This window comes from Microvirga brassicacearum (assembly GCF_008757455.1).
Taxonomy (GTDB): Bacteria; Pseudomonadota; Alphaproteobacteria; order Rhizobiales; family Beijerinckiaceae; genus Microvirga; species Microvirga brassicacearum.
Genome location: NZ_VCMV01000033.1, coordinates 15,976 through 35,242 on the forward strand (window position 1 = coordinate 15,976; position 19,267 = coordinate 35,242).

The window sequence follows — 19,267 nt, forward strand, 5'->3', positions numbered from 1 at the left end:
GCCGCGGAGCCGTCTGCGGATCACCGCCGCACTTTCCGCCATGCCTCTCGCGCACTGTGAGGTTCGCGAGAGGCATGGCGGATCGCACTACTTCGATGGACGAACAGCGCAACTCTTCCGCGGTCAATAGCCCGTGTCGCAGGATTACTTCGCGTGCCTTTACCAGCACCTTCTCAGAGGCGAGATGTTACTCTCGTCCGCTGCTTTTCTAATGAACGTCAAGGCTGACAAGCGATCGGCCTTAACACCTCGACCATCTTGATACATTTTCCCGAGATAATACTGCGCCCGGCCATCCTTGAGCGCCTTCTCGTACAGCTCAACGGCACCTTTCTCGTCTTTTGGGATGCCGTCTCCAATCTCCTTCATGCGGGCGAGGTTCGTTCGAGCAATAACCTCGCCCTGATCGGCGGCCTTCCCGTACCAGTATGCCGCTTTGGCGGGATCGGCTTTTGTTCCAAGACCAAGGGCATGTGTCACACCGAGATCGGTCTGCGCTGGCACGTAGCCTGCTGTCGCGGCTCGCGTGAGAAGGTCAAAGGCCTTTTTCAAATCACGTCTGACACCTTGTCCGTCGCGATACAGGCGGGAGAGTTCGAAATATGCCGCCGGGGTTTCTGCTTGTGCCAGCAGGTGAGCCGCCTCGGCGTAATTCCCGGCCCCCACAGCCTTTGCGGCCAATGGAAAAAGGTCCGTCTTGTTGCTCCTGCTCGTCGTTTCACCAGCAAGCCCTTCCGCCGCGAAAGCGTGCTGCGACATCGCAACTGTGCTCAATGTCATCGATGCCAAGGCAAGGAACGCCCAGATCGGAGAAATGCGCGCCGGAGGGGAGCGACCTAGAGTCGATTGGACCATACACGCCTCCTGCTCTTGGGTCGCCAATCAGTCGGTCTCATCCATGGTAACAACGCTCGGTCCAATCAGGATTAAGGTCAAGCTTTACTTGGCCACTTTTTCCGTATCGACCCGCTGTCATCTTGCTCTGCCGCGCAATCGGAAGAAGGCGTCGGGGTGAGTATTTCGTGCAATGCTTGATGGCGCGCGAAGCCTTACTTCCTCGAGCATGCATTAGCCCGCGTCACTTTCCTCATCCTCCGCCGCGACGATCTCCTTGATGCGGTCCAACGACAATCCACACTTAGCCGCGTCGATGGCGAGATCATACTCGTCTGTGGCCACCATTAGCCACGCGATGTACTCCGCCGTAGCGCGATCCACCTGGCCAATCTCAGTCACGTCCAGCCAGCGATCCACTCCGACAGTCGAGGCGGCCTTCGATCCCGTCACGAGGCACCCGTCGGCTCACCAATAGTCGAAGGTCCTGCCACGATTGCTGATTCTCGTGTTATCTATGATCGCGAAATGGACGGCATCCGACTGTCGAATTCTCTTGGCGATCGATCGCTGTTCCTCGAGTTTCCTGTTGCGCCATTCCGTAGCGACTCGGCGAACCTGCACCTGAACGTCCGCTCTCTTGTTGGTGCCGATGCCTTTCGTTCCCTGTCGCCAATCCTCGGATTCGGCGGCCACGGTCAGACTTCTAATTTCTGCTGTCTTCCCGTCGGGCCAAGAGCATTCGAACTGGTAGCTGCGAGTCTCCCTGTGGTTCGAATGAGTCGCGACTATTGAGCCGATCACCCGATCGTCATGATCGAAATAGGTGAGGCGCAGGCCCTTCACATCCCAAGAAGTCTCGATTTCCTTCAGCAAATGGCAAGCCCCAAAAGAAAGTTATGATCCACAAACTCGTAGCAGAGTTCAAGAGGCGGGTTCAGCAAGGCACTCTACCAGGACTCTTCGAGACCCGTCAGCAATCGCGGGTTCCTTTTGATGGGACACACGCCAAATACGGCGTTGCTGCAACTACGCTTTGCGCCGACAGCCGCCCAGTAACAAGACGTCTGAACCGAACTCAGTCTCCACCACGCTTCCGCCGGGGCTGGCCGCGCACCGAAGGGGTAGTGTAAGATCCGCCTCTGGAACGAAAGTTTGCCGGAGTAAAGCGATGACGACGGTTCGGGAAATCCGCACTAAAGGCTATGAGGTGAAGATCCTGGAGCGGAGCATTCCGGCCACGATGTTCACTCATTCTGAGCCGTTCTGCCTCCTTTGGAATTCGGGATCGGTGGCTGCTTCTGACGAACTCAATGGTTGTCATCAGTTCATCTTTGGCGGGATGAAACTCGGTGAGGATGAGGAAATGCTGTTCGACATCCTCCATGACAATGAGGCTACCGAGAAGGGATCCGAGGTCCCGGCACGCCGCGTATGGAACGGGAGATGGTTCATCGAAGCGGTCGCTTCGGCCGAGGTGAAGCCTCACGAAACCACGGACACTCCTTCTGAGGAAGTGCCAAGCGCCGAGACCAGCGCCTAACTTGCGCCCGAGGATATTATTCGTCTTCGACAGAGGCGCTCATGGCGTTGAGATTGCGTTCGTCGCCTTGGAGGGCGGAGAAAATGTGTCCGGCTCCAAATAGTTCATCGACGCCGATTCCAAGGTCGTCAAACATTCGCCGCAACGAGGGAGGGGAAGGTTGTTTGATGACAACCGAAGGCCATAGGGTTCTGACGAAGAGTTAAACGGTGGCAACATCCGGGGGAGTCAGCGTCCTGGTTTCCGTAGGCGTCATCGGCGGACTATGGATGGCAACCCCACGAGGTGCGTCTGAGTATGACACCGAGTTTGCTGACAACAAGAAGCAGGTGGAGGGCGACAAGAAGAGAGAAGGGGGCCTGTGTAAACCAGCTTCTTTCCGGTCGTGACCTCTCGTAGGGCAACTCGCGACATACCTCGGGTGGCAAGTCTGCATTCGAAAAACTCTGCCTCCGCGACCGCCTCGAACTAACCCGCGTGTGCCTGGTTTGGTGTCCAATTCTCAATCGCCCCTGGTGCTGAAGGTCGTGTTGACCACTTTCCAGACCGCGTAATAGTTCGCGTACCTTCCGGCGATCTTGAATGGCTGACATTTCGTAATGGCGTAGATCGCGTTTCTGGCGATCTCCCCCATGTCGGGATCTGAGTCGACCGCGTTCAAGACCTTGGGTGGCTCGGAGAGCCAACCGTCATTTTTCAACCGGATCTGGATCAGCGGATCGGGTCCTTTGTATTGCCGCATCCACGGAAGCACATTCCAGCACTCGGCGATCTCTTCGTTGTAGGCAGCGCCGATCTCGGCTCGAATTGCCGGCGTCGATCCGGAAGTCGGCTGCGCGGGCGGCACCCTCTTCTCCTGAGGCAACGTTTTGATATCGCCGAGATCCAGCTTCTGAGGACGGGCACCCAGATCGAGCTTCGACGTGCTCTCCTTTGCCTGCTCCCCGGCATTCGCCTTCATTGCTTCCAGTTTCCGATCGAGGCGAGTAGCGAAGCACCCCTGTGGATCGTCACGTGGTCCACATCGAGGCCCCGTTCGGCCATCATTTCTTCCAGGTTTCGCAAGCTCAGACCGTAGGCCAGATACCAGCGAACGCACAACAAGATCACTGACCTGTCAAAGTGCCTACCCTTGAACATCTGTTTCTCCGCATTCGTGCTCTAGCGCACCATAGGGACGAAACGGAAACAAATGTTTGCGACAAAGCCATTTGCTCTGCTGGCGGCGTGAACACGTCAAGCTTTCGCAATTGTCGCGTCTTCCCTTCGAGTTTGCGGCATAACCTGCACTCGAGATCACGATAGCTGATTGGGAAACGCAGATACCAGCGCACCGCCCATAGGATGATCTCCGCCGTGAACTGCCGACTTTTGAACGGGTTCTTGTTACTGTGCTTCACTGTCAGCCTCTCTCAGCCCACTCCCGTCGTAACTCAGGCGGATCAGGCTTCAAAGCTGCAACAGAATCGATTCCGACGACCTGCCCTCATCGCCCCGGGGCGAGAGCGGTGTCAACACCGCGTGCCATTCGGGAGCTATGGTACACGCGCTCCGACAAGCGCGCGAACACTTTCCTCTCCTGCGTCTGCTGAGTCCCGGCTCTAAGGCCCTTATCGGCGTCCATAAAAGCTCGAACATCACCTATAGGTGAAGTGGGATGACGTCATCGAAATTGGCCATCTTCCACGCCTGGGCGCGTCACGAACCGAGGAAGTGAATGTCCTGCATACGACGAAGCGCCAACAGTGCGGAGCCCGCATCCATTTCCAGATCGCCGATCATGATCCCAGCCCCCCGTCGGACGGACGTCGCCAACCGGCAATCAGCCGCGAGATAGAAAGGCGCCGGCGTGTTGGATGCGATGGCGCGAGCCGGGCGAATTTCGGCGGTCACGCCGGCGATCGCATGGTGATGCCCTCCCATCGCGAGGAGCGTTCCGGCAGGCAGATCCTCGGTAGCCACAGCCACAAGATCGAAACGCGGCCGGTAGTCGGTCCCATAGCCGGATATGTTGTGAATGGCCGCATCGAGAATGCTGGTCGCCGCCTCAAGTCCGAGCAGATGGCGGGGCATGAAGACCATGGCGGTGTCTCCCGTACGACTGACTATATGTCCCTTCTTGGCGAGGATGTCCCAAGTTCTTCGATCATCGCAGCGGATCACGATGAACACGCCGCCGGCGAAGCTGATCTCATCTGCTGTACGCAGGCAATGGAACACGTCCAGGCGGCGCTCCCCGGAGAGAATTCCGCCGCCGTCCCGATGTGAGAAAATCGTGGGCACTTCGTTGATGCGAGCGAGAGGAGCATGAAGATCCCACCGATCGGGCTGAAGCCCGGTCGAATTCGCAACGACCAGAAGTTCGCAGAGGTCGGGAACGGCGCGTTGCGGGAATACGGCTGTAGCCTCACGGCGCGCGGCGACGATCTCGTTGACAGCACGCGCGCCCAAAGTCCAATGCTTGCCGAGAGCGCTGCAATGAGCGTAATTCTCGTTGCAGCTGAGACGGCCCGTGGAAGGGTCAAAGACAAAATCGTACTCGCTGGATTTGCCCGCGGCGATCAGGTGGAAGCCAAGAACCTCTGCCCAGGTTACCATGCCGATGAGCAGGCTCGGTTGGTCGCCGTCAACCGTCGTCACGATGCGGCCCCGATCCGCCGCAAGTTTCTTGAGACCTGGCCCGACGACGCTGTCGAGTTCCTTCGTGACCAAGGCAAGGTGTTTGCCGGCATCGATCGCCATCATGGCGTGACGAGCGCCAGCCAAGGGTCGTCCGGTGGCCTCCACAACGACGTCGAAGGGGAGCTCGCTGACCGTGGCGAGGTCGCTCGCCGCGATAGAATCGCCGCCATCCCAAGCGGCTTTGGCCTCTCTGGCGGTTTCGCAAATCCGGATCCGCCTTGGCTCAATCCCGGCGGCAAGAAAGCCCGCGACGGCGCTGTCGGCCGACACATCGACTGCAATGCGACCAGACAGCAGCGGAACACGTTGAGCCTGCGCGAGAAAGCTCTGTCCGAATCCGCCCGTTCCCACGACGCATGTTTCGATCGGCCTGTCGGCATTGGCATAGTACGAATGATAATTCATGACGTGTCCCTCGTAAGCGCAAGACTGGCCGGCACGACTACGCGCGCAGTTTCTGGGTGCGTGGCGGTGTTTCCGGCCGAATTAGCGGAGCAGATCCCAGGCTTTCAGGAAGAAATCCGGTGCGCCGAAGTTTCCCGATTTGAGGGCCAGCGTGAGGTCGGTCCCGGAGAGCGTGCGCGTCCAGGGAACACCCGGATCAATTTCCGGGCCGATGGCAAGCGCGTCGATCCCAAGGGCGCCGACGACGGCACCGGACGTCTCGCCGCCGGCGACGACCAGTCGCGTGAAGCCTTGTTCTGGCAGCAATCGTGCAATGTCCGCCAGAAATCTCTCGACGAGTTCTCCCGCATTCATGCGACCGAGTTTGCTTTGAACGTCCTGCACGTCATCGGGTTTGGCTGTGGAGTAGATCAAAATCGGTTTGCTCGGATCCTGCGCGGCTACCCAATCCTGCACCGAACCCACGGACAACGCGCCGGACGCGAGAGCGATGGGGTCGACACGGAAAGCCGGGAATCCTTCGGCTCTGGCAATGTCCACCTGGCGCTGGGTCGCGCTGGAACAGGAACCGGCTAGAATGGCGGCTCTTCCTTCTGACGCTGTGAAGCGATCTCTCTTCGGCGGGGGACCTGCAGGCTGGCCTTTGCGGTATGCTGCGGGAAGTCCCATCGCGACACCAGAGCCTCCGGTTATCAGAGGCATTTCGGCTGCTGCCAGGCCGATCGTGCGGAGGTGCTGGTCCGTAATCGCATCGACGATCACAATCTGATGCCCTGCCGCCTTGGCGCGGTCGAACGCCTTTCGGACAACCTCAACGCCAGCCTCGACGTCTTCGAATGGAACAAGGCCGACCGAGAGCCGGGTCTGGCGCTGAAGCACGCGGACGAGGTTCGAATCCCGCATCGGCGTCAGCGGGTGATCTTTCATGCTGCTTTCATGCAGCGGCACGCCATTGACGAAGAGATGGCCTTGATAAACCGTTCGGCCATTGGCGGGAAATGCAGGGCAGGCGAGGGTGAAACTGCTCCCGGTGAAGGCGAGGAGTGCTTCAGCAACCGGCCCGATATTGCCCTTATCGGTCGAGTCGAAAGTGGAGCAGTACTTGAAGAAGAAATGCGTCGCGCCAGCTTGTCGCAATGCTGCGGCGGCCGCAAGAGATTGTGCGACAGCCTCTTCGGCAGGAAGGGTGCGCGACTTGAGAGCCACAACAACGGCGTCGGCTGCAGACAGATCGAGCGCGGCGTTCGGTACCCCGATCGTCTGAACCGTTTTGAGTCCCTCTCGCGACAGCATGAGCGCCAGATCGCTGGCGCCTGTCAGATCGTCCGCTATGCATCCCAGTCGCATGATCAACCCCTCAACCAGGCTCGGCTGTTTTTGACCATGCCGACAGCCAACCGAGGCCATCCTCGGTCTGTCCGCGCGGCTTGTATTCGGCGCCGATCCATCCGTCGTACCCGATCCGATCGAGCGCGCGGAAAATCTCCGGATAGTTGACCTCCCCCTCATCCGGTTCCGCGCGGCTCGGGACTCCGGCGATCTGGACATGGCCGATCAACGGAAGATGCGTCTCGAGGCGGCGGATGAGATCGCCTTGCATGATCTGCGTGTGGTAGCAGTCGAACATGATCTTCACGTTCGCACGCGCGACCTTGTCGATGACGGAGGCGGCCTGCTCCACATGGTGCAGGAAGTAGCCGGGCTTGTCCCGGTGGTTGATCGGTTCGACCAGCAGCGTCATCGATGCTCGCGCTGCCTTGTCGGCAGCAGATCTTAGATTCTCGACGAACGTTTTCTCGGCCGCAGCCTGGAGTTCGGCCGGCACCACGCCTGCCATACAGTGAACGGCATGTGCGCCGATCTCCGCGCCGTATGAAAGCGCAATCTCGTAGACCTGTTGGAACTCGCTCTCGCGACCCGGAATGGCTCCCAATCCGAAATCACCTGCGGCGGCATCGCCCACGGGCGTATTAAGGGCGAGAATCGCCATATCGCTTCGCGCGAGCGCTGCCTTGATTTCGTGCGCAGGAACATCATAGGGCCAATGCATCTCGACGGCCTTGAACCCAGCCGCGGAAGCAGCCGCGATCCGCTCCGCCAGCGGGAGATGCAAAAAGAGAAAGCCGAGATTTGCAGAGAAACGCCGCATCGCTACTTGCCAGCGTGAAAGTGTTGAGACGGCTCGGTGGAGGTCTCTGGACTATCTTCGCCAATCGCGCGGTCGAGGTCGAAATGCGCCACGAGATCGCGGATCTGAGCGCGCGAGAGAACGCGGGGGTTCATCTCGCGCAGGAGAAGGTGAAGTTTTGCCGTCTCCTCCAATTCCTCGGTCGCGTAGACCGCAGCCTCAAGGTCCTTCGCGGCGACGACCGGCCCGTGATTGGCGAGGAGAACCGCGCTGTACTTTCCAGCCAGGTCGCGGATGGCATTTGCAACCGCAGGATCGCCGGGGCGGAAATAAGGGACGATGGCTGTTCGTCCGACACGCATCACGTAATAGGCGGTCATCGGCGGAAGGGCGTCGGTTGGGTCGACGTCCGGAAGCATCGAGACGGCGACCGAGTAAGTGGAATGCAGATGCACGACCGCCCGGGAATCGAGACGCGTGTCAAAGAATGCGGTGTGCAGCGGGAGTTCCTTGGTTGGCGCATCGCCTGAGACGAGGCAGCCATCCCGATCGAGGCGGCTCAGTCGTGCAGGATCGAGGAAGCCGAGGGAGGTGTTCGTCGGGGTCGCCAGAACGCCACCGTCGTCCAACCGGATCGAGATATTGCCGGACGACCCCGTCGTCAAACCACGCTCGAAAAGGGAGCGACCGAACCGGCAGATGTCTTCCCGAAGTCGGGCTTCTTCGCTCACGTCCACTCCTTCGCGTGACTTCATGTCGAGCCAATAAATGAGGCGGCGGGCTTACGATTGTCAGCGCAAGGAGGCCGCGGATTCTAGATGGCGTTTTTGACGCGTTCCCAGGTTTTCTCCATATGCGCGTTGAGCACCTTTGACAGGCGCTCCGAATCCCGCGCCTCTAGGGCGGATATGATTTCCTCGTGATCTGCCACGGCACCCGCCCATTTCTCGGGGCCTTCGTTGCCGATATAGCGGATGCGCCGGAGGCGAGCTTGCAGGATGCCATGAACGTCGGCCAATGCCTCGTTTTTCGAAATGCGCAGGATGGCGGTGTGAATGTTCTGGTTCAGTTTGAAATAGGGCAGGCGATCCCGGTTGGCGTACATGTCCATCATCCGGTCGTGCAGCTTTCGGACTTCCTGAATCTCAGCGTCGGTCGCGTGTTCACAGGCGAGCCGTCCAGCGAGTCCTTCCAAGTCTCCAAGGACGACGAGGCTGTCGCGGACATCCTTGGGACTGAATTGCCGGACAACCGCGCCACGCCCCGGCGAAAGTTCAAGGAGACCCTCGCTCGCGAGAAATTTCAGGGCCTCTCGCAAAGGTGTGCGGGATACACCTAATTCGATGCCCAGATTTCCCTCGTGAATCCGAGAGCCGGGGGGAAGGTTTCCCTCGATGATCATGTCGCGAACCCGCGCGACGATCGCTTCGTGGAGGCTTGGCCGCGCAATAGGTCCACGATCTTCAAGATCGATCGTCAACGGATTAGCCGCCTCAGGTTTCATCTGCTGATCCATGATCCCGTTCTGCCCGCGAACCTGCTCTTCCTCGAGCCACGCTTATACCTCCATCCGAATTAACACAATAAAATTCTGTATGCAGCATGCTTGCGTACAGTTTTCACCGCTGTTACCGTCGCTAGGTCATCGAGGTGAGGTATCAGTGAGCGGCAGTTCTTCTCCCCCCCGTCCAGAGCGTCCCACGATCGCCTTCGCCATGGGCGACCCGGCGGGGATCAGCCCGGAGATCGCAGCGAGGCTCGTCGCCTCCAGCGAAATCCACGCAGACGCCCAATTGGTGCTCTTCGGAGATTTTCGGATCTTCGAGCAGGGAGCCCGCATCGCCAAGGTTGAGGTCGACGTCGAGGTGATGCCCTCCGAGCTTGCCATTGCGCCGGTATCCGGCCGCCCCGTCTTCGTGGATCTCAAGAACCTCAGTCCCGAACAGGTGAGCCCGGCGACGGCGACGCTGGAAGGCGGTCTCTTCGCCACCGAAAATTTTCGCCGGGCATTGCTTTTTGCCCAATCAGGCGCCGCGGATGCGGTCTTTTTCACCCCCTTCAACAAGAAGGCGATGCGGCTTGCTTACGACGGCTACGATGATGAGATCCGTTTCGTGCGGGATGTCCTCAAGACAGCCGCGGAAGCGAGCGAGTTCAATGTGCTGGGCAGCCTCTGGAACGCACGCGTGACGTCGCACATTCCCCTGTCGCAGGTGTCGTCCGCCATTTCTGAGAATGCGATTATAAGAGCGACAACGCTCGCGGATCGTTGCATGCGCGCTGCCGGTTTTGCCAAGCCGCGAATTGCGGTTGCCGGCCTGAACCCTCATGCGGGTGACGGCGGCAATTTCGGTCGCGAGGAAATCGAAATTATCGAACCTGCAGTCCAACAGGCGCGTGAACGCGGATTGACGATCGAGGGACCGTTCCCGTCCGATACCGTTTTTCTACGCGCCAAGAACGGCGATTTCGACGCTGTGCTGACCATGTATCACGACCAGGGCCAGATCGCCATGAAGCTGATGGGTTTCGATCGCGGCGTTACATTGATCGGCGGTTTCGCGTTTCCGATCTGTACGCCGGCTCACGGCACGGCCTACGAAATCGCCGGCCGCGGGATCGCCAATCTCGGCGCGAGCCGCGAGGCTCTCCGGCTGGCGATCCGCATGGCTTTCAAGGTCCGCGCCAAACGCACTTCGACAGGCGAAGCCGCGTAGGAGTTCATCGACGTCTCATCGATCCTGGTTCGACGCCATGGACCGGGCAAATCAACAAGGGAGGAAGAAAATGCTAAAGAAAACGTCATGGCTGCTCGCAACAGCCTTCACGGTCGTACTCGGGGGCGCTGCTCAGGCCGAATGGCAGCCCACAAAACCGGTGGAGTTCGTCGTCACGTCCAGCCCCGGCGGCGGCACTGACAACTTTGCCCGCATTGTCCAGTCGATCATCGCGAAGCACAAACTCATGGATCAGTCCGTCGTCGTGACCAACAAGGGCGGCGGTAGCGGGGCGGAGGGCTACGTCTATGCGAAGGGGGCGGCGGGCGATCCCCACAAACTCACGTTCGGCACCAACAACGAATACCTTCTGCCGTACGTTGCCAAGCTGGCCTACAAGCCTGACGACCTGACGCCCGTCGCCGCCATGGCGCTCGACGAGTTCCTGCTCTGGGTCAACGCGAAGGCGCCCTTCGACGATGCGAAAAGCTACATCGAAGCTGTCAAGGCCAAGCCTGAAACGCTCAAGATGGGTGGCAGCCAGTCCAAGGACACCGATCAGACGCTTACCAGCCTTGTCGAAGATGCCACTGGAACGAAGTTCATCTACGTTCCCTTCCAGGGCGGCGGCACGGCGGCTGTTCAACTCGCGGGCGGACATATTGACTCGAACACCAATAATCCCAACGAAAACGCCGCCCAATGGAAGGCAGGGATGATAAAACCCTTGTGCGTGTTTAGCCCCACGCGCCTGCAGGAAGGCCCTAAGGTGACGCCGACGATGGGCTGGTCTGACATCCCAACCTGCAAGGAAGCCGGCATCCCGGTCGATCAATTCCAAATGCCGCGAACCACTTGGCTGCCTGGCGGAGTGCCCGCCACAGCGGTCACCTTCTACGCGAACCTGCTCAAGAAGGTCAGCGAGACGCCCGAGTGGAAGGAATATATCGAGCGCACATCCCAAACCGGACGCTTCCTTGCCGGCGAAGAGCTGAAAACCTTCATCGCTCAAGACGATACCAAGAACAAGAAAGTGTTCGAACGCGAAGGATGGGTCGTTCGCTAGTTTGCGTCGGACCCAAGAGCCGGCGCAGTCTGATCTGCGCCGGCGTGTCAGATGTTGCGAGCGGATGGTGACGCGATGATTTCTCGTTTTTCTGCGGAGATTGGGACCGCCATCGCGACCGCCGGCTTAGGCCTCACTGCGGTTGTCGGATCCCTGGAGTACGGAGTCGGCTGGGGCGCAGCCGGCCCAGAGCCCGGTACATTTCCATTCTACATCGGTCTCCTGGTCACTGCGGCCAGTCTCGTCACGCTCGCACAGACGGTCGTCGGTCGCGCCGCGTTGCAGACTGTTCTCGTCGACCGAATCCAGGGCATGCGGGTGGCGTCGTTCTTTGGGCCGATGGTTCTTTTTGTCATCGCGTCGCTTCTTCTCGGGCTCTGCGTCGCGACCGCCCTGTACCTCACTTTCGTCATGTGGTTGCAGGGCGGATATCGAATTGCAATTTCAGCGGCGGCGGGGCTCACCGCAGCAATCTTTTTCTATTTCGTCCTCGAAGTTGGATTTCAGGTTCCGCTCTTGAAGGGGCCGTTTGAAGCTGCCTTGGGCCTGTATTGAAATTCGATCGCTCGACGGGAGACTGGCCGTGGAAAATTTCGCACCGCTCATGCACGGTTTCGGCGTTGCTTTGACGACCTATCACGTCGCGCTGATGATCGTGGGCGTCCTTCTCGGAATCCTGGTGGGAGTTCTGCCCGGCCTCGGTGCGCCCAATGGCGTGTCGCTGCTCCTGCCACTCACCTTCACGATGGACCCGGTTTCGGCCATCATCCTTCTGTCCAGCATGTATTGGGGGGCGCTGTTCGGCGGCTCGACCACGTCGATCCTGTTCAACATTCCCGGCGAACCATCGTCCGCCGCGACGACCTTCGACGGCTATCCGATGGCTAAGCAGGGCAGGGCCGCAGAGGCATTGACTCTCGCGTTCCTGTCGGCCGGATTCGGTGCGCTCGTCGGCGTGATCCTGATCACGGTTCTCTCAGGGTGGGTCGCCAATTTCGCGCTCCAGTTCAGCTCCCCGGAATACTTCGCCGTTTATTTCCTCGCCTTCGCCAGCTTTGTCGGTCTGGGCGGAGCCTCACCTTTCAAGACCGTTGTGTCGATGGGTCTCGGCTTCGCCTTCGCGGCTGTCGGCATGGATACCATTTCAGGGGGCCTGCGCCTGACCTACGGCTTCAACGAGCTTCTCTCCGGCATCAGCTTTCTCATCGCGGTGATCGGCCTGTTCGGAATTGGTGAGCTCCTGCTGACGATGGAGGAGGGGCTGCGCTTCGACGGCATCAGGGCACGTGTGGCGCCACGCGATGTCATCCGAACGATCGCAACTATGCCCCGATACTGGCTTGCCCTGGTGCGGAGCAGCATCATCGGGTGCTGGATGGGGATTACACCCGGTGGGCCGACGGCCGCTTCCTTCATGAGCTACGCATTTGCAAAACGCCTGTCGCGCCGAAAAGAGGGGTTTGGCAAAGGTGAGCCAGAAGGCGTCGTGGCACCGGAGACCGCCGACCACGCCGCTGGAAGCAGCGCCATTCTGCCAATGATCGCCCTAGGCGTGCCAGGATCGGCGACCGCCGCGGTGATGATGGGCGGCTTGATGATCTGGGGTCTCAATCCCGGTCCGATGCTCTTTATCGAACGCCCTGATTTCGTCTGGGGGCTGATCGCGAGCATGTATCTCGGCAATATCGTCGCTGTGCTCGTGGTCCTCTCCACCATTCCGATCTTCGCATCCATCCTGCGCATCCCGTTCGCGATCATCGGGCCGGTGATCGTCGTGGTATGCTTCATCGGCGCCTACACGGTCGCCGGTCGTCCGTTCGATCTCTGGCTAGCTCTGGCCTTCGGTGTCGCGGGTTATATCTTCAAGAAGCTCGATTATCCCATCGCGCCGTTGGTTCTGGCGATGGTGCTCGGGGACAAGGCCGAGGATGCGTTCCGGCAATCAATGATCATGTCGAAGGGGTCCCTCTCCATCTTCTGGTCGAACGGCCTTGTCGGCACGCTCATCACCCTCGGAATGCTGCTGGCTGTCTGGCCCCTTGTCGCAGCGGCCGCAGGGCGACTGGCGCGAGCCAAGTCCTCTTCGGCGGCTGCGTGACCGTGCAAGGGCGAGTCGTGGCGAAGTCCTCATATCGGATGGTTGTCGGCGCAGCATTCGGGCGGCAAGGAGGCTTTCGAGATGAAATCCGATAAAGGCGCGGTCGCCTTCCTTGGCATCGGCCTCATGGGATCGCGGCAAGCGAGGCGTCTGCTCGATGCTGGCTACTCGGTTGTTGCCTGGAATCGCTCCCGGCCGAAAGCCGACGCGCTTGAACCCTTCGGCGCCCGAGTCGCCGACACGGCCGCTGAGGCTGTGAGCGGGGCCGACATGGTCATTCTCATGCTCGAGAACGGCGCCATCGTCGCGGACGTTCTGTTCAAGCATGGTGTCGCGGATGCTTTGCGTCCGGGCAGCATCGTCATCGACATGAGTTCCATCAAGCCTGCGGAGGCACAGGAACACGCGAGGCTGCTCAAACAGCGCCGCATCGATCACATTGACGCGCCGGTGTCCGGGGGAACAGTCGGCGCGGAGAAGGGCACGCTTGCGATCATGGCGGGCGGAGATGCCGAGGTTTGCGCCAAAGTGGAAGCCGTTTTGCGCGTGATGGGTCGGCCCGTTCACGTGGGACCTCACGGAGCGGGGCAACTCGCGAAGCTCGCCAATCAGATCATCGTCGGCGTGACAATCGGGGCAGTTGCCGAAGCTCTCCTGCTGGCACAGCGTGGCGGCGCGGATCCGGCCAAGGTCCGGGAGGCCCTGCGCGGAGGATTTGCTGAGAGCCGCGTTCTGGAACTACACGGTGAGCGCATGGTGGAGCGCGATTTCGCGACCAAAGGGCGCTCGGTCACGCATTTGAAGGATCTCGACAATGCCCTCGATGCTGCCATGCAGCTTGACATGGATGCGATACCCTACACGGCCATCACCGCCGATCTCTTCCGCGAGCTCATTCAACATGCGGGCGATCTCGACCATTCTGGGTTGCTCGTCGAACTGGAACGCAGGAACGACAGGTCCGCCCGGCAGAATCTCAAGGACAAATGGAAATGACCGATAAGAAAAATCTTCGCAGCCAAGCCTGGTTTGCTCGTCAAGACAAGATGGGCTTCTACTATCGCTCGTGGCTCAAGAACCGGGGTTTTCCGCATGACCAGTTCGATGGCCGTCCGGTGATCGGCATCTGCAATACCTGGTCCGAACTCACACCCTGCAACTCGCATTTCAAGACCATCGCGGAGCATGTGCGTTGGGGCGTTCTCGACGCAGGCGGTTTCCCGCTTGAGTTCCCCGTTATGTCGCTCGGCGAAACCATGCTGCGCCCGACCGCCATGCTCTACCGCAATCTTGCCTCCATGGATGTTGAGGAATCGATCCGGGCCAACCCGCTCGACGGGGTCGTACTGTTGATGGGGTGCGACAAGACAACACCCGCGCTGCTGATGGGAGCGGCAAGCGTGGATTTGCCGACGATCGGCGTCTCCGGTGGTCCGATGTTGCGGGGATTCTACAAGGGCAAGCATATCGGCTCCGGCACCAATACGATTTCCATGAGCGAGCAATTGCGCTCCGGCCAGATCACGCTCGCCGATTTCTACGAGGCGGAGGCGTCGATGCACCGCTCGCAGGGGCACTGCATGACCATGGGCACCGCCTCCACGATGGCTTGCATGGTGGAAGCCCTCGGTGTTGGCATGCCGGGCAACGCGGCTATTCCGGCGGTCGACGCCCGCCGCAACCTGCTGGCACGCGAGGCCGGCCGTCGCATCGTCGAAATGGTGAAGCAGGACATCGTGCTGTCGCAAATCATGACCCGCGAAGCCTTCGAAAACGCGATCCGTGTCAACGGCGGGATCGGCGGCTCCACCAATGCCGTCGTCCATCTGATCGCGATGGCCCGCCGAATTGGTGTTGAGCTCAGCCTGGACGACTGGGACCGCCTCGGACGCGAGGTGCCTTGCCTGGTCGATCTGATGCCGTCCGGCCGCTTCCTGATGGAGGATTTCTTCGAGGCCGGTGGCTTGCCGGTCGTTATTCGTGAACTCGCTGAGAAGGGCTTCATCAACAAGGATGCGATGACCGTCAATGGCCACACGATCTGGGAGAACAACCAGGATGTGACGTGCTGGAACAGCGAGGTCATTCACCCCTTTGATGCGCCGGTAAAGCCCAACGGCGGCATAGCCGTTTTGAGGGGCAATCTCGCGCCTAATGGCGCCATCGTTAAGCCATCGGCCGCCTCACCGCACCTGATGCGGCACACGGGTCGCGCGGTCGTGTTCGAGTCGATCGAAGACCTGCATGCCCGCATCAATGATGATACTCTCGATATCGACGAGACCTGCGTGATGGTTCTCAAGAATTGTGGGCCGAAGGGCTATCCCGGCATGGCGGAGGTCGGCAACATGCCATTGCCGCCAAAAATTCTGAAGCGGGGGATCACGGATATGATCCGCATCTCGGACGCGCGGATGTCGGGAACGGCCTACGGGACCGTCGTTCTTCACGCCGCGCCCGAGGCCGCTGCGGGTGGCCCGCTGGCCCTCGTCGAGAATGGCGATCGGATCACGCTCGATGTCGACGCGCGCAGCCTGCATTTGCATGTGGACGAGGCCGAGTTCGATCGTCGCAAGGCTGCCTGGCAGCCGCCGGCAGGGCACGGCAATCGTGGCTACGTCAAGCTCTATGTCGATCACGTTCTCCAGGCCGATGAGGGCGCTGATTTCGATTTTCTGGTCGGCGGGAGCGGCGCTGCCGTTCCGCGCGACAACCACTGAACGCGGTCCATCCGGAGAGACGATCATGGCTTCTTTAACATCACGTCCCTACAAGGGCGTGTTTCCTGTTGCCCCGACTCCCTTCATGGAAAACGGCGATCTCGACCTCGAAGGTCAGCGGCGCGTGCTCGACTGCATGATCGATCAGGGTGTCGACGGCATCTGCATCCTCGCGAATTATTCCGAGCAATTCCTGCTGACGGACGAGGAGCGGGACACGCTGACCGAAATCTGTCTCGCCCATGTGGCCGATCGCGTGCCCGTGATCGTCACGACCAGCCACTTCAGTACGCGGATCGCCACTGAGCGCGCCCGCAAGGCAACTGCGGCCGGCGCCCGCATGCTGATGTTGATGCCCCCTTATCACGGAACAGGGCTGCGCGCGGACGAGACGAGAATGGTGGAGCATTTTGCCCGCGTGGCAGAGGCGGCAGGGATTCCCATCATGATCCAGGATGCCCCTTTGAGCGGCGTTCCTCTCTCGGCCTCCTTTCTCGTTCGCCTAGCCCGCGAAGTTCCGTTGGTGCGCTATTTCAAGATCGAAGTGGCGGCAGCGGCTGCGAAGCTGCGCAACCTGCTCGAGGCCGGAGGCGATCTGATCGAAGGCCCGTTCGACGGCGAGGAATCGATCACGCTGATGGCGGACCTCGATGCCGGCGCGACCGGCACCATGTGCAGCGCATTGCTGCCCGATCTGATAAGGCCGGTCGTCGAACATCATAGGAAGGGAGAGCGCAAGGAGGCAGCGGCGGCCTATGCGTGCATCCTACCCCTGATCAATTACGAGAATCGGCAATGCGGTCTTCGTGCCGCGAAGACCGTCATGATGGAAGGCGGAGTCATCCGCAGCGACGCCGTGCGTCATCCCCTCGAACCTCTTCATCGCGACACCCACGCTGGCTTGCTTGAACTGGCCCGCGAACTAAGCCCGCTCGCGTTGCGTTGGGGGAAGTGACGTCCCTTAGCGCCGCCAATGAAGCCATTGCTAGATGTGCCCATTCGGCAATTCGCCGCGAAAGACGACGGGAGATGAAGCGTGGAACATGCGGATTTCAGGATCGGATGTGAGTTTATCACAGAAGGACCCAGCGTCTATCGCTGGCGGTGCACCGATATCGGGACGAGGACGATCGTCGCGATACGAGTGGATCCCGTCGATATATCACAGCCCGAAAGCGGCATTGTCATATTGAGCGAGGTTGATAGCCTCCCGAATGGGATGGTTCAACGGACCGCCCTATGCCGTTGCCGAAACGGTCTTCGATGAAGACGACCTCGAAGCCTGTGAACCGGTCGACCCGATGGATCTCAATGACAGTGTCGGTCCCATCGATGTTTCGCTGGCCAGGTTCATAGTGTCTCCGCAACTGGTCGGCCTTGCCGGGCCTTGCTTGAGCGCCAGTGAGCGCGGGGGCACCGGCGATAGCTGTCACCGCGTCGGCGAAGTTCCTCTGCAAGGATGGAACCGTTCAACTCATCGAGGAGGGCATGCTGCCGTGATTGTTCGGATGACTCGATGGGGCAGGAAGATTGTTCTCACCGCCTGCCTGTTGGCCTTAACGGGCCCGCCGGCGCGTGCGCAGGTGGCGCCACTCGCTTTCAAGGAATGCCTGGTCCTGGCCGCGGCAAATCAGAAGCTTCTAAACGGAATAGGTCCGTTCCGGGATGCAACGGCAAACCTCGACCTCAGGCCGCTGATCGCCCGTTCCAATAACGAGGTGTACCGAGCCTTCAAGAACCTGGAGAAGGCGCGTGGCGAGTTAGCTGCCGCTCTCGAACTAACCGTCCGCGCATCGGAGCAGCTCAAGGCTGCCCTTGAGCAATGTACCTCCAAGATACCTTGCCCGACCTTCTCCATTTCGGGCTTTCCACAGCGCGGCAGGTGCTAAAAGCTTGCCAACGAACGGAAGGGAAATTCTTCGTGACGCGCTTGCCTGATGATCCCTCGGTTACTGAGCGCTAAGACTCGTCCAAAATTCCGATCTCGCGGGCAGCAGCCTCGAAGGCCGTCTTGGCATTTTGGACCGCACTGTTGCCAGACATTGCGTCGTGGCACGCCTTCAGCGCCGCCCTCACAATCGGGTCGCCCGTTGCTGATTTCGGGCACTGGTAGAGCAAGACCTCAACCGCCTCGTCGACTCGCGAGACACTTCTGCGACCATGCGTCGACGCGAATTGGAACAGGTGAGAAGAACCTGAGATCGGTCATAAGAGGATAGTAGCACGAGTGGGCGTGGATGCCTCGAGGAAGGGATCCACGCCCCGGTTGCGACGGGTCACCGGAGTTCCGATCCATTCTTTGCTTCCGTTTACGTTCAAGGTGAAGCAGCGCTCTGGTTATGGGCGAACAACCAGCAAGATAGACACCGTGACCTTGCGTAATGATAAATTACAGACGATCAAGGGCGATGCGTCACCTCATGTATTTCCTGTGTGCCCTCTTGCTGCCATCGATCGTTGCCGCGCAGACCTTTGAGGGACGGGCCCAGGTCATTGACCGCGATACAATAGCACTGGATGGACTGAGCACCCGCATCAGGCTCTACGGAATCGATGCGCCCGAGGGCCGGCAGACCTGCCAGACTTCTGCCAACGACAAATACTTTTGCGGACCCAAGTCGGCCGAAGCGCTCCAGGGATTGGCTGGCCGGAACGGTCGCGCAATCTGCGAACAGACCGACCGTGATCGTTATGGGCGCGTCGTGGCGGTATGCACGGTCGATGGTTGGGATCTCGGTGCGGAGCTCGTTCGTCAGGGTTGGGGCGTTGAGTATGTGCGATACTCAGACGGACGGTACACCGCAAACGAGATTGATGCACGCAGAGCGAAGCGTGGGCTGTGGGCAGGGCGCTTTGTCATGCCCTGGGACTGGCGCCGGGACGAACGGGATCCGGCGTGACACGCGAACTCATCCCTCTCGTCGTCATCGCCATTGCGATGGGTCTGCTGCCGGTGTCCGCCCACGCCACCTCAAGTATGGGCACTCCAATGCAGTCGCTCCCGCCGATTTTGACGGCGCAACGGCGCGCGTCAAACTCGCTTAGTGTCAGAGGACGTAGTCCTTGTATCGGCT

General features: G+C 60.0%; 20 protein-coding genes and 2 pseudogenes. 10 read left to right on the forward strand and 12 right to left on the reverse strand.

Going from position 1 to position 19,267, the window contains the following annotated elements; all coding sequences use genetic code 11:
• Nucleotides 1-159: 159 nt before the first annotated feature.
• The 3 genes from FEZ63_RS17875 to FEZ63_RS17885 all read right to left on the reverse strand — a co-directional run bounded on the left by FEZ63_RS17875 (nucleotide 160) and on the right by FEZ63_RS17885 (nucleotide 1,710).
• Complete coding sequence (locus tag FEZ63_RS17875; protein ID WP_150947005.1) at nucleotides 160-855, reverse strand: tetratricopeptide repeat protein; 696 nt, start codon at nucleotides 853-855, stop codon at nucleotides 160-162.
• Between the two features lie 213 nt (nucleotides 856-1,068).
• The gene (locus FEZ63_RS17880; protein ID WP_150947007.1) at nucleotides 1,069-1,287 is read right to left on the reverse strand and encodes a hypothetical protein; all 219 of its coding nucleotides are present in this window, start codon (nucleotides 1,285-1,287) and stop codon (nucleotides 1,069-1,071) included.
• A gap of 15 nt (nucleotides 1,288-1,302) precedes the next feature.
• A complete protein-coding gene (locus FEZ63_RS17885) occupies nucleotides 1,303-1,710 on the reverse strand; it encodes a hypothetical protein (RefSeq protein WP_150947008.1) in 408 nt (135 codons plus the stop codon).
• Nucleotides 1,711-2,005: 295 nt separating this feature from the next.
• Here FEZ63_RS17885 and FEZ63_RS17890 point away from each other — a divergent pair, with 295 nt between their 5' ends.
• Nucleotides 2,006-2,377 carry a hypothetical protein gene (locus tag FEZ63_RS17890; RefSeq protein ID WP_150947010.1) on the forward strand — a complete coding sequence of 124 codons (372 nt, stop codon included), beginning with the start codon at nucleotides 2,006-2,008 and terminating at the stop codon, nucleotides 2,375-2,377.
• A 502-nt stretch (nucleotides 2,378-2,879) separates the two neighbouring features.
• On the opposite strand, the gene FEZ63_RS17895 is transcribed toward FEZ63_RS17890, so the two are convergent.
• The 8 genes and pseudogenes from FEZ63_RS17895 to FEZ63_RS17930 all read right to left on the reverse strand — a co-directional run bounded on the left by FEZ63_RS17895 (nucleotide 2,880) and on the right by FEZ63_RS17930 (nucleotide 9,096).
• On the reverse strand, nucleotides 2,880-3,338 hold the full coding sequence (locus FEZ63_RS17895; protein ID WP_150947012.1) for a hypothetical protein: 459 nt from the start codon (nucleotides 3,336-3,338) through the stop codon (nucleotides 2,880-2,882).
• Between the two features lie 38 nt (nucleotides 3,339-3,376).
• Nucleotides 3,377-3,517, reverse strand: a pseudogene (locus tag FEZ63_RS17900) (IS6 family transposase); the annotation flags it as partial.
• A 149-nt stretch (nucleotides 3,518-3,666) separates the two neighbouring features.
• Nucleotides 3,667-3,783: pseudogene (locus tag FEZ63_RS17905) on the reverse strand (IS6 family transposase); the annotation flags it as partial.
• A 292-nt stretch (nucleotides 3,784-4,075) separates the two neighbouring features.
• The gene (locus FEZ63_RS17910; RefSeq protein WP_150947014.1) at nucleotides 4,076-5,464 is read right to left on the reverse strand and encodes an NAD(P)H-dependent oxidoreductase; all 1,389 of its coding nucleotides are present in this window, start codon (nucleotides 5,462-5,464) and stop codon (nucleotides 4,076-4,078) included.
• Between the two features lie 81 nt (nucleotides 5,465-5,545).
• The gene (gene otnK / locus FEZ63_RS17915; RefSeq protein WP_150947015.1) at nucleotides 5,546-6,811 is read right to left on the reverse strand and encodes a 3-oxo-tetronate kinase; all 1,266 of its coding nucleotides are present in this window, start codon (nucleotides 6,809-6,811) and stop codon (nucleotides 5,546-5,548) included.
• Between the two features lie 10 nt (nucleotides 6,812-6,821).
• Complete coding sequence (locus FEZ63_RS17920; RefSeq protein WP_150947017.1) at nucleotides 6,822-7,613, reverse strand: hydroxypyruvate isomerase family protein; 792 nt, start codon at nucleotides 7,611-7,613, stop codon at nucleotides 6,822-6,824.
• A gap of 2 nt (nucleotides 7,614-7,615) precedes the next feature.
• Complete coding sequence (otnC, locus tag FEZ63_RS17925; RefSeq protein ID WP_150947019.1) at nucleotides 7,616-8,347, reverse strand: 3-oxo-tetronate 4-phosphate decarboxylase; 732 nt, start codon at nucleotides 8,345-8,347, stop codon at nucleotides 7,616-7,618.
• A 59-nt stretch (nucleotides 8,348-8,406) separates the two neighbouring features.
• Nucleotides 8,407-9,096: a GntR family transcriptional regulator gene (locus tag FEZ63_RS17930; RefSeq protein ID WP_150947098.1), complete on the reverse strand. Its 690-nt coding sequence runs from the start codon at nucleotides 9,094-9,096 to the stop codon at nucleotides 8,407-8,409.
• A gap of 211 nt (nucleotides 9,097-9,307) precedes the next feature.
• Between FEZ63_RS17930 and FEZ63_RS17935 the strand changes: the two genes are divergently transcribed.
• The 8 genes from FEZ63_RS17935 to FEZ63_RS25210 all read left to right on the forward strand — a co-directional run bounded on the left by FEZ63_RS17935 (nucleotide 9,308) and on the right by FEZ63_RS25210 (nucleotide 18,082).
• Nucleotides 9,308-10,309 (forward strand): 4-hydroxythreonine-4-phosphate dehydrogenase PdxA, encoded by a 1,002-nt coding sequence (locus tag FEZ63_RS17935; protein ID WP_244622869.1) that lies wholly within the window; start codon nucleotides 9,308-9,310, stop codon nucleotides 10,307-10,309.
• 70 nt (nucleotides 10,310-10,379) lie between these two features.
• Nucleotides 10,380-11,375 carry a Bug family tripartite tricarboxylate transporter substrate binding protein gene (locus tag FEZ63_RS17940; RefSeq protein WP_150947023.1) on the forward strand — a complete coding sequence of 332 codons (996 nt, stop codon included), beginning with the start codon at nucleotides 10,380-10,382 and terminating at the stop codon, nucleotides 11,373-11,375.
• A gap of 75 nt (nucleotides 11,376-11,450) precedes the next feature.
• The gene (locus tag FEZ63_RS17945; protein ID WP_150947026.1) at nucleotides 11,451-11,930 is read left to right on the forward strand and encodes a tripartite tricarboxylate transporter TctB family protein; all 480 of its coding nucleotides are present in this window, start codon (nucleotides 11,451-11,453) and stop codon (nucleotides 11,928-11,930) included.
• 28 nt (nucleotides 11,931-11,958) lie between these two features.
• Nucleotides 11,959-13,473, forward strand: a complete 1,515-nt coding sequence (locus FEZ63_RS17950) for a tripartite tricarboxylate transporter permease (protein ID WP_150947029.1) — start codon at nucleotides 11,959-11,961, stop codon at nucleotides 13,471-13,473.
• Between the two features lie 81 nt (nucleotides 13,474-13,554).
• Nucleotides 13,555-14,469 carry an NAD(P)-dependent oxidoreductase gene (locus tag FEZ63_RS17955; protein WP_150947032.1) on the forward strand — a complete coding sequence of 305 codons (915 nt, stop codon included), beginning with the start codon at nucleotides 13,555-13,557 and terminating at the stop codon, nucleotides 14,467-14,469.
• Nucleotides 14,466-16,193, forward strand: a complete 1,728-nt coding sequence (locus FEZ63_RS17960) for an IlvD/Edd family dehydratase (protein WP_201274195.1) — start codon at nucleotides 14,466-14,468, stop codon at nucleotides 16,191-16,193. Before FEZ63_RS17955 ends, FEZ63_RS17960 begins: the two co-directional genes overlap by 4 nt.
• A gap of 25 nt (nucleotides 16,194-16,218) precedes the next feature.
• Nucleotides 16,219-17,148 carry a dihydrodipicolinate synthase family protein gene (locus tag FEZ63_RS17965; protein ID WP_150947037.1) on the forward strand — a complete coding sequence of 310 codons (930 nt, stop codon included), beginning with the start codon at nucleotides 16,219-16,221 and terminating at the stop codon, nucleotides 17,146-17,148.
• A gap of 259 nt (nucleotides 17,149-17,407) precedes the next feature.
• A complete protein-coding gene (locus FEZ63_RS25210; RefSeq protein ID WP_201274196.1) occupies nucleotides 17,408-18,082 on the forward strand; it encodes a hypothetical protein in 675 nt (224 codons plus the stop codon).
• A gap of 70 nt (nucleotides 18,083-18,152) precedes the next feature.
• Here FEZ63_RS25210 and FEZ63_RS26250 read toward each other — a convergent pair whose 3' ends face one another.
• Nucleotides 18,153-18,395 (reverse strand): DUF982 domain-containing protein, encoded by a 243-nt coding sequence (locus FEZ63_RS26250; RefSeq protein WP_150947099.1) that lies wholly within the window; start codon nucleotides 18,393-18,395, stop codon nucleotides 18,153-18,155.
• Between the two features lie 206 nt (nucleotides 18,396-18,601).
• Between FEZ63_RS26250 and FEZ63_RS17980 the strand changes: the two genes are divergently transcribed.
• Nucleotides 18,602-19,093: a thermonuclease family protein gene (locus tag FEZ63_RS17980; RefSeq protein ID WP_150947039.1), complete on the forward strand. Its 492-nt coding sequence runs from the start codon at nucleotides 18,602-18,604 to the stop codon at nucleotides 19,091-19,093.
• Nucleotides 19,094-19,267 lie beyond the last annotated feature (174 nt).

Coding starts and splice junctions, on each gene's coding strand:
- FEZ63_RS17875 (WP_150947005.1), bottom strand. CDS start 855: ATGGTCCAATCGACTCTAGGTCGCTCCCCTCCGGCGCGCATTTCTCCG.
- FEZ63_RS17890 (WP_150947010.1), top strand. CDS start 2,006: ATGACGACGGTTCGGGAAATCCGCACTAAAGGCTATGAGGTGAAGATC.
- FEZ63_RS17895 (WP_150947012.1), bottom strand. CDS start 3,338: ATGAAGGCGAATGCCGGGGAGCAGGCAAAGGAGAGCACGTCGAAGCTC.
- FEZ63_RS17910 (WP_150947014.1), bottom strand. CDS start 5,464: ATGAATTATCATTCGTACTATGCCAATGCCGACAGGCCGATCGAAACA.
- otnK (WP_150947015.1), bottom strand. CDS start 6,811: ATGCGACTGGGATGCATAGCGGACGATCTGACAGGCGCCAGCGATCTG.
- FEZ63_RS17920 (WP_150947017.1), bottom strand. CDS start 7,613: ATGCGGCGTTTCTCTGCAAATCTCGGCTTTCTCTTTTTGCATCTCCCG.
- otnC (WP_150947019.1), bottom strand. CDS start 8,347: ATGAAGTCACGCGAAGGAGTGGACGTGAGCGAAGAAGCCCGACTTCGG.
- FEZ63_RS17930 (WP_150947098.1), bottom strand. CDS start 9,096: ATGAAACCTGAGGCGGCTAATCCGTTGACGATCGATCTTGAAGATCGT.
- FEZ63_RS17935 (WP_244622869.1), top strand. CDS start 9,308: ATGGGCGACCCGGCGGGGATCAGCCCGGAGATCGCAGCGAGGCTCGTC.
- FEZ63_RS17940 (WP_150947023.1), top strand. CDS start 10,380: ATGCTAAAGAAAACGTCATGGCTGCTCGCAACAGCCTTCACGGTCGTA.
- FEZ63_RS17945 (WP_150947026.1), top strand. CDS start 11,451: ATGATTTCTCGTTTTTCTGCGGAGATTGGGACCGCCATCGCGACCGCC.
- FEZ63_RS17955 (WP_150947032.1), top strand. CDS start 13,555: ATGAAATCCGATAAAGGCGCGGTCGCCTTCCTTGGCATCGGCCTCATG.
- FEZ63_RS17960 (WP_201274195.1), top strand. CDS start 14,466: ATGACCGATAAGAAAAATCTTCGCAGCCAAGCCTGGTTTGCTCGTCAA.
- FEZ63_RS17965 (WP_150947037.1), top strand. CDS start 16,219: ATGGCTTCTTTAACATCACGTCCCTACAAGGGCGTGTTTCCTGTTGCC.
- FEZ63_RS25210 (WP_201274196.1), top strand. CDS start 17,408: ATGGGATGGTTCAACGGACCGCCCTATGCCGTTGCCGAAACGGTCTTC.
- FEZ63_RS17980 (WP_150947039.1), top strand. CDS start 18,602: ATGCGTCACCTCATGTATTTCCTGTGTGCCCTCTTGCTGCCATCGATC.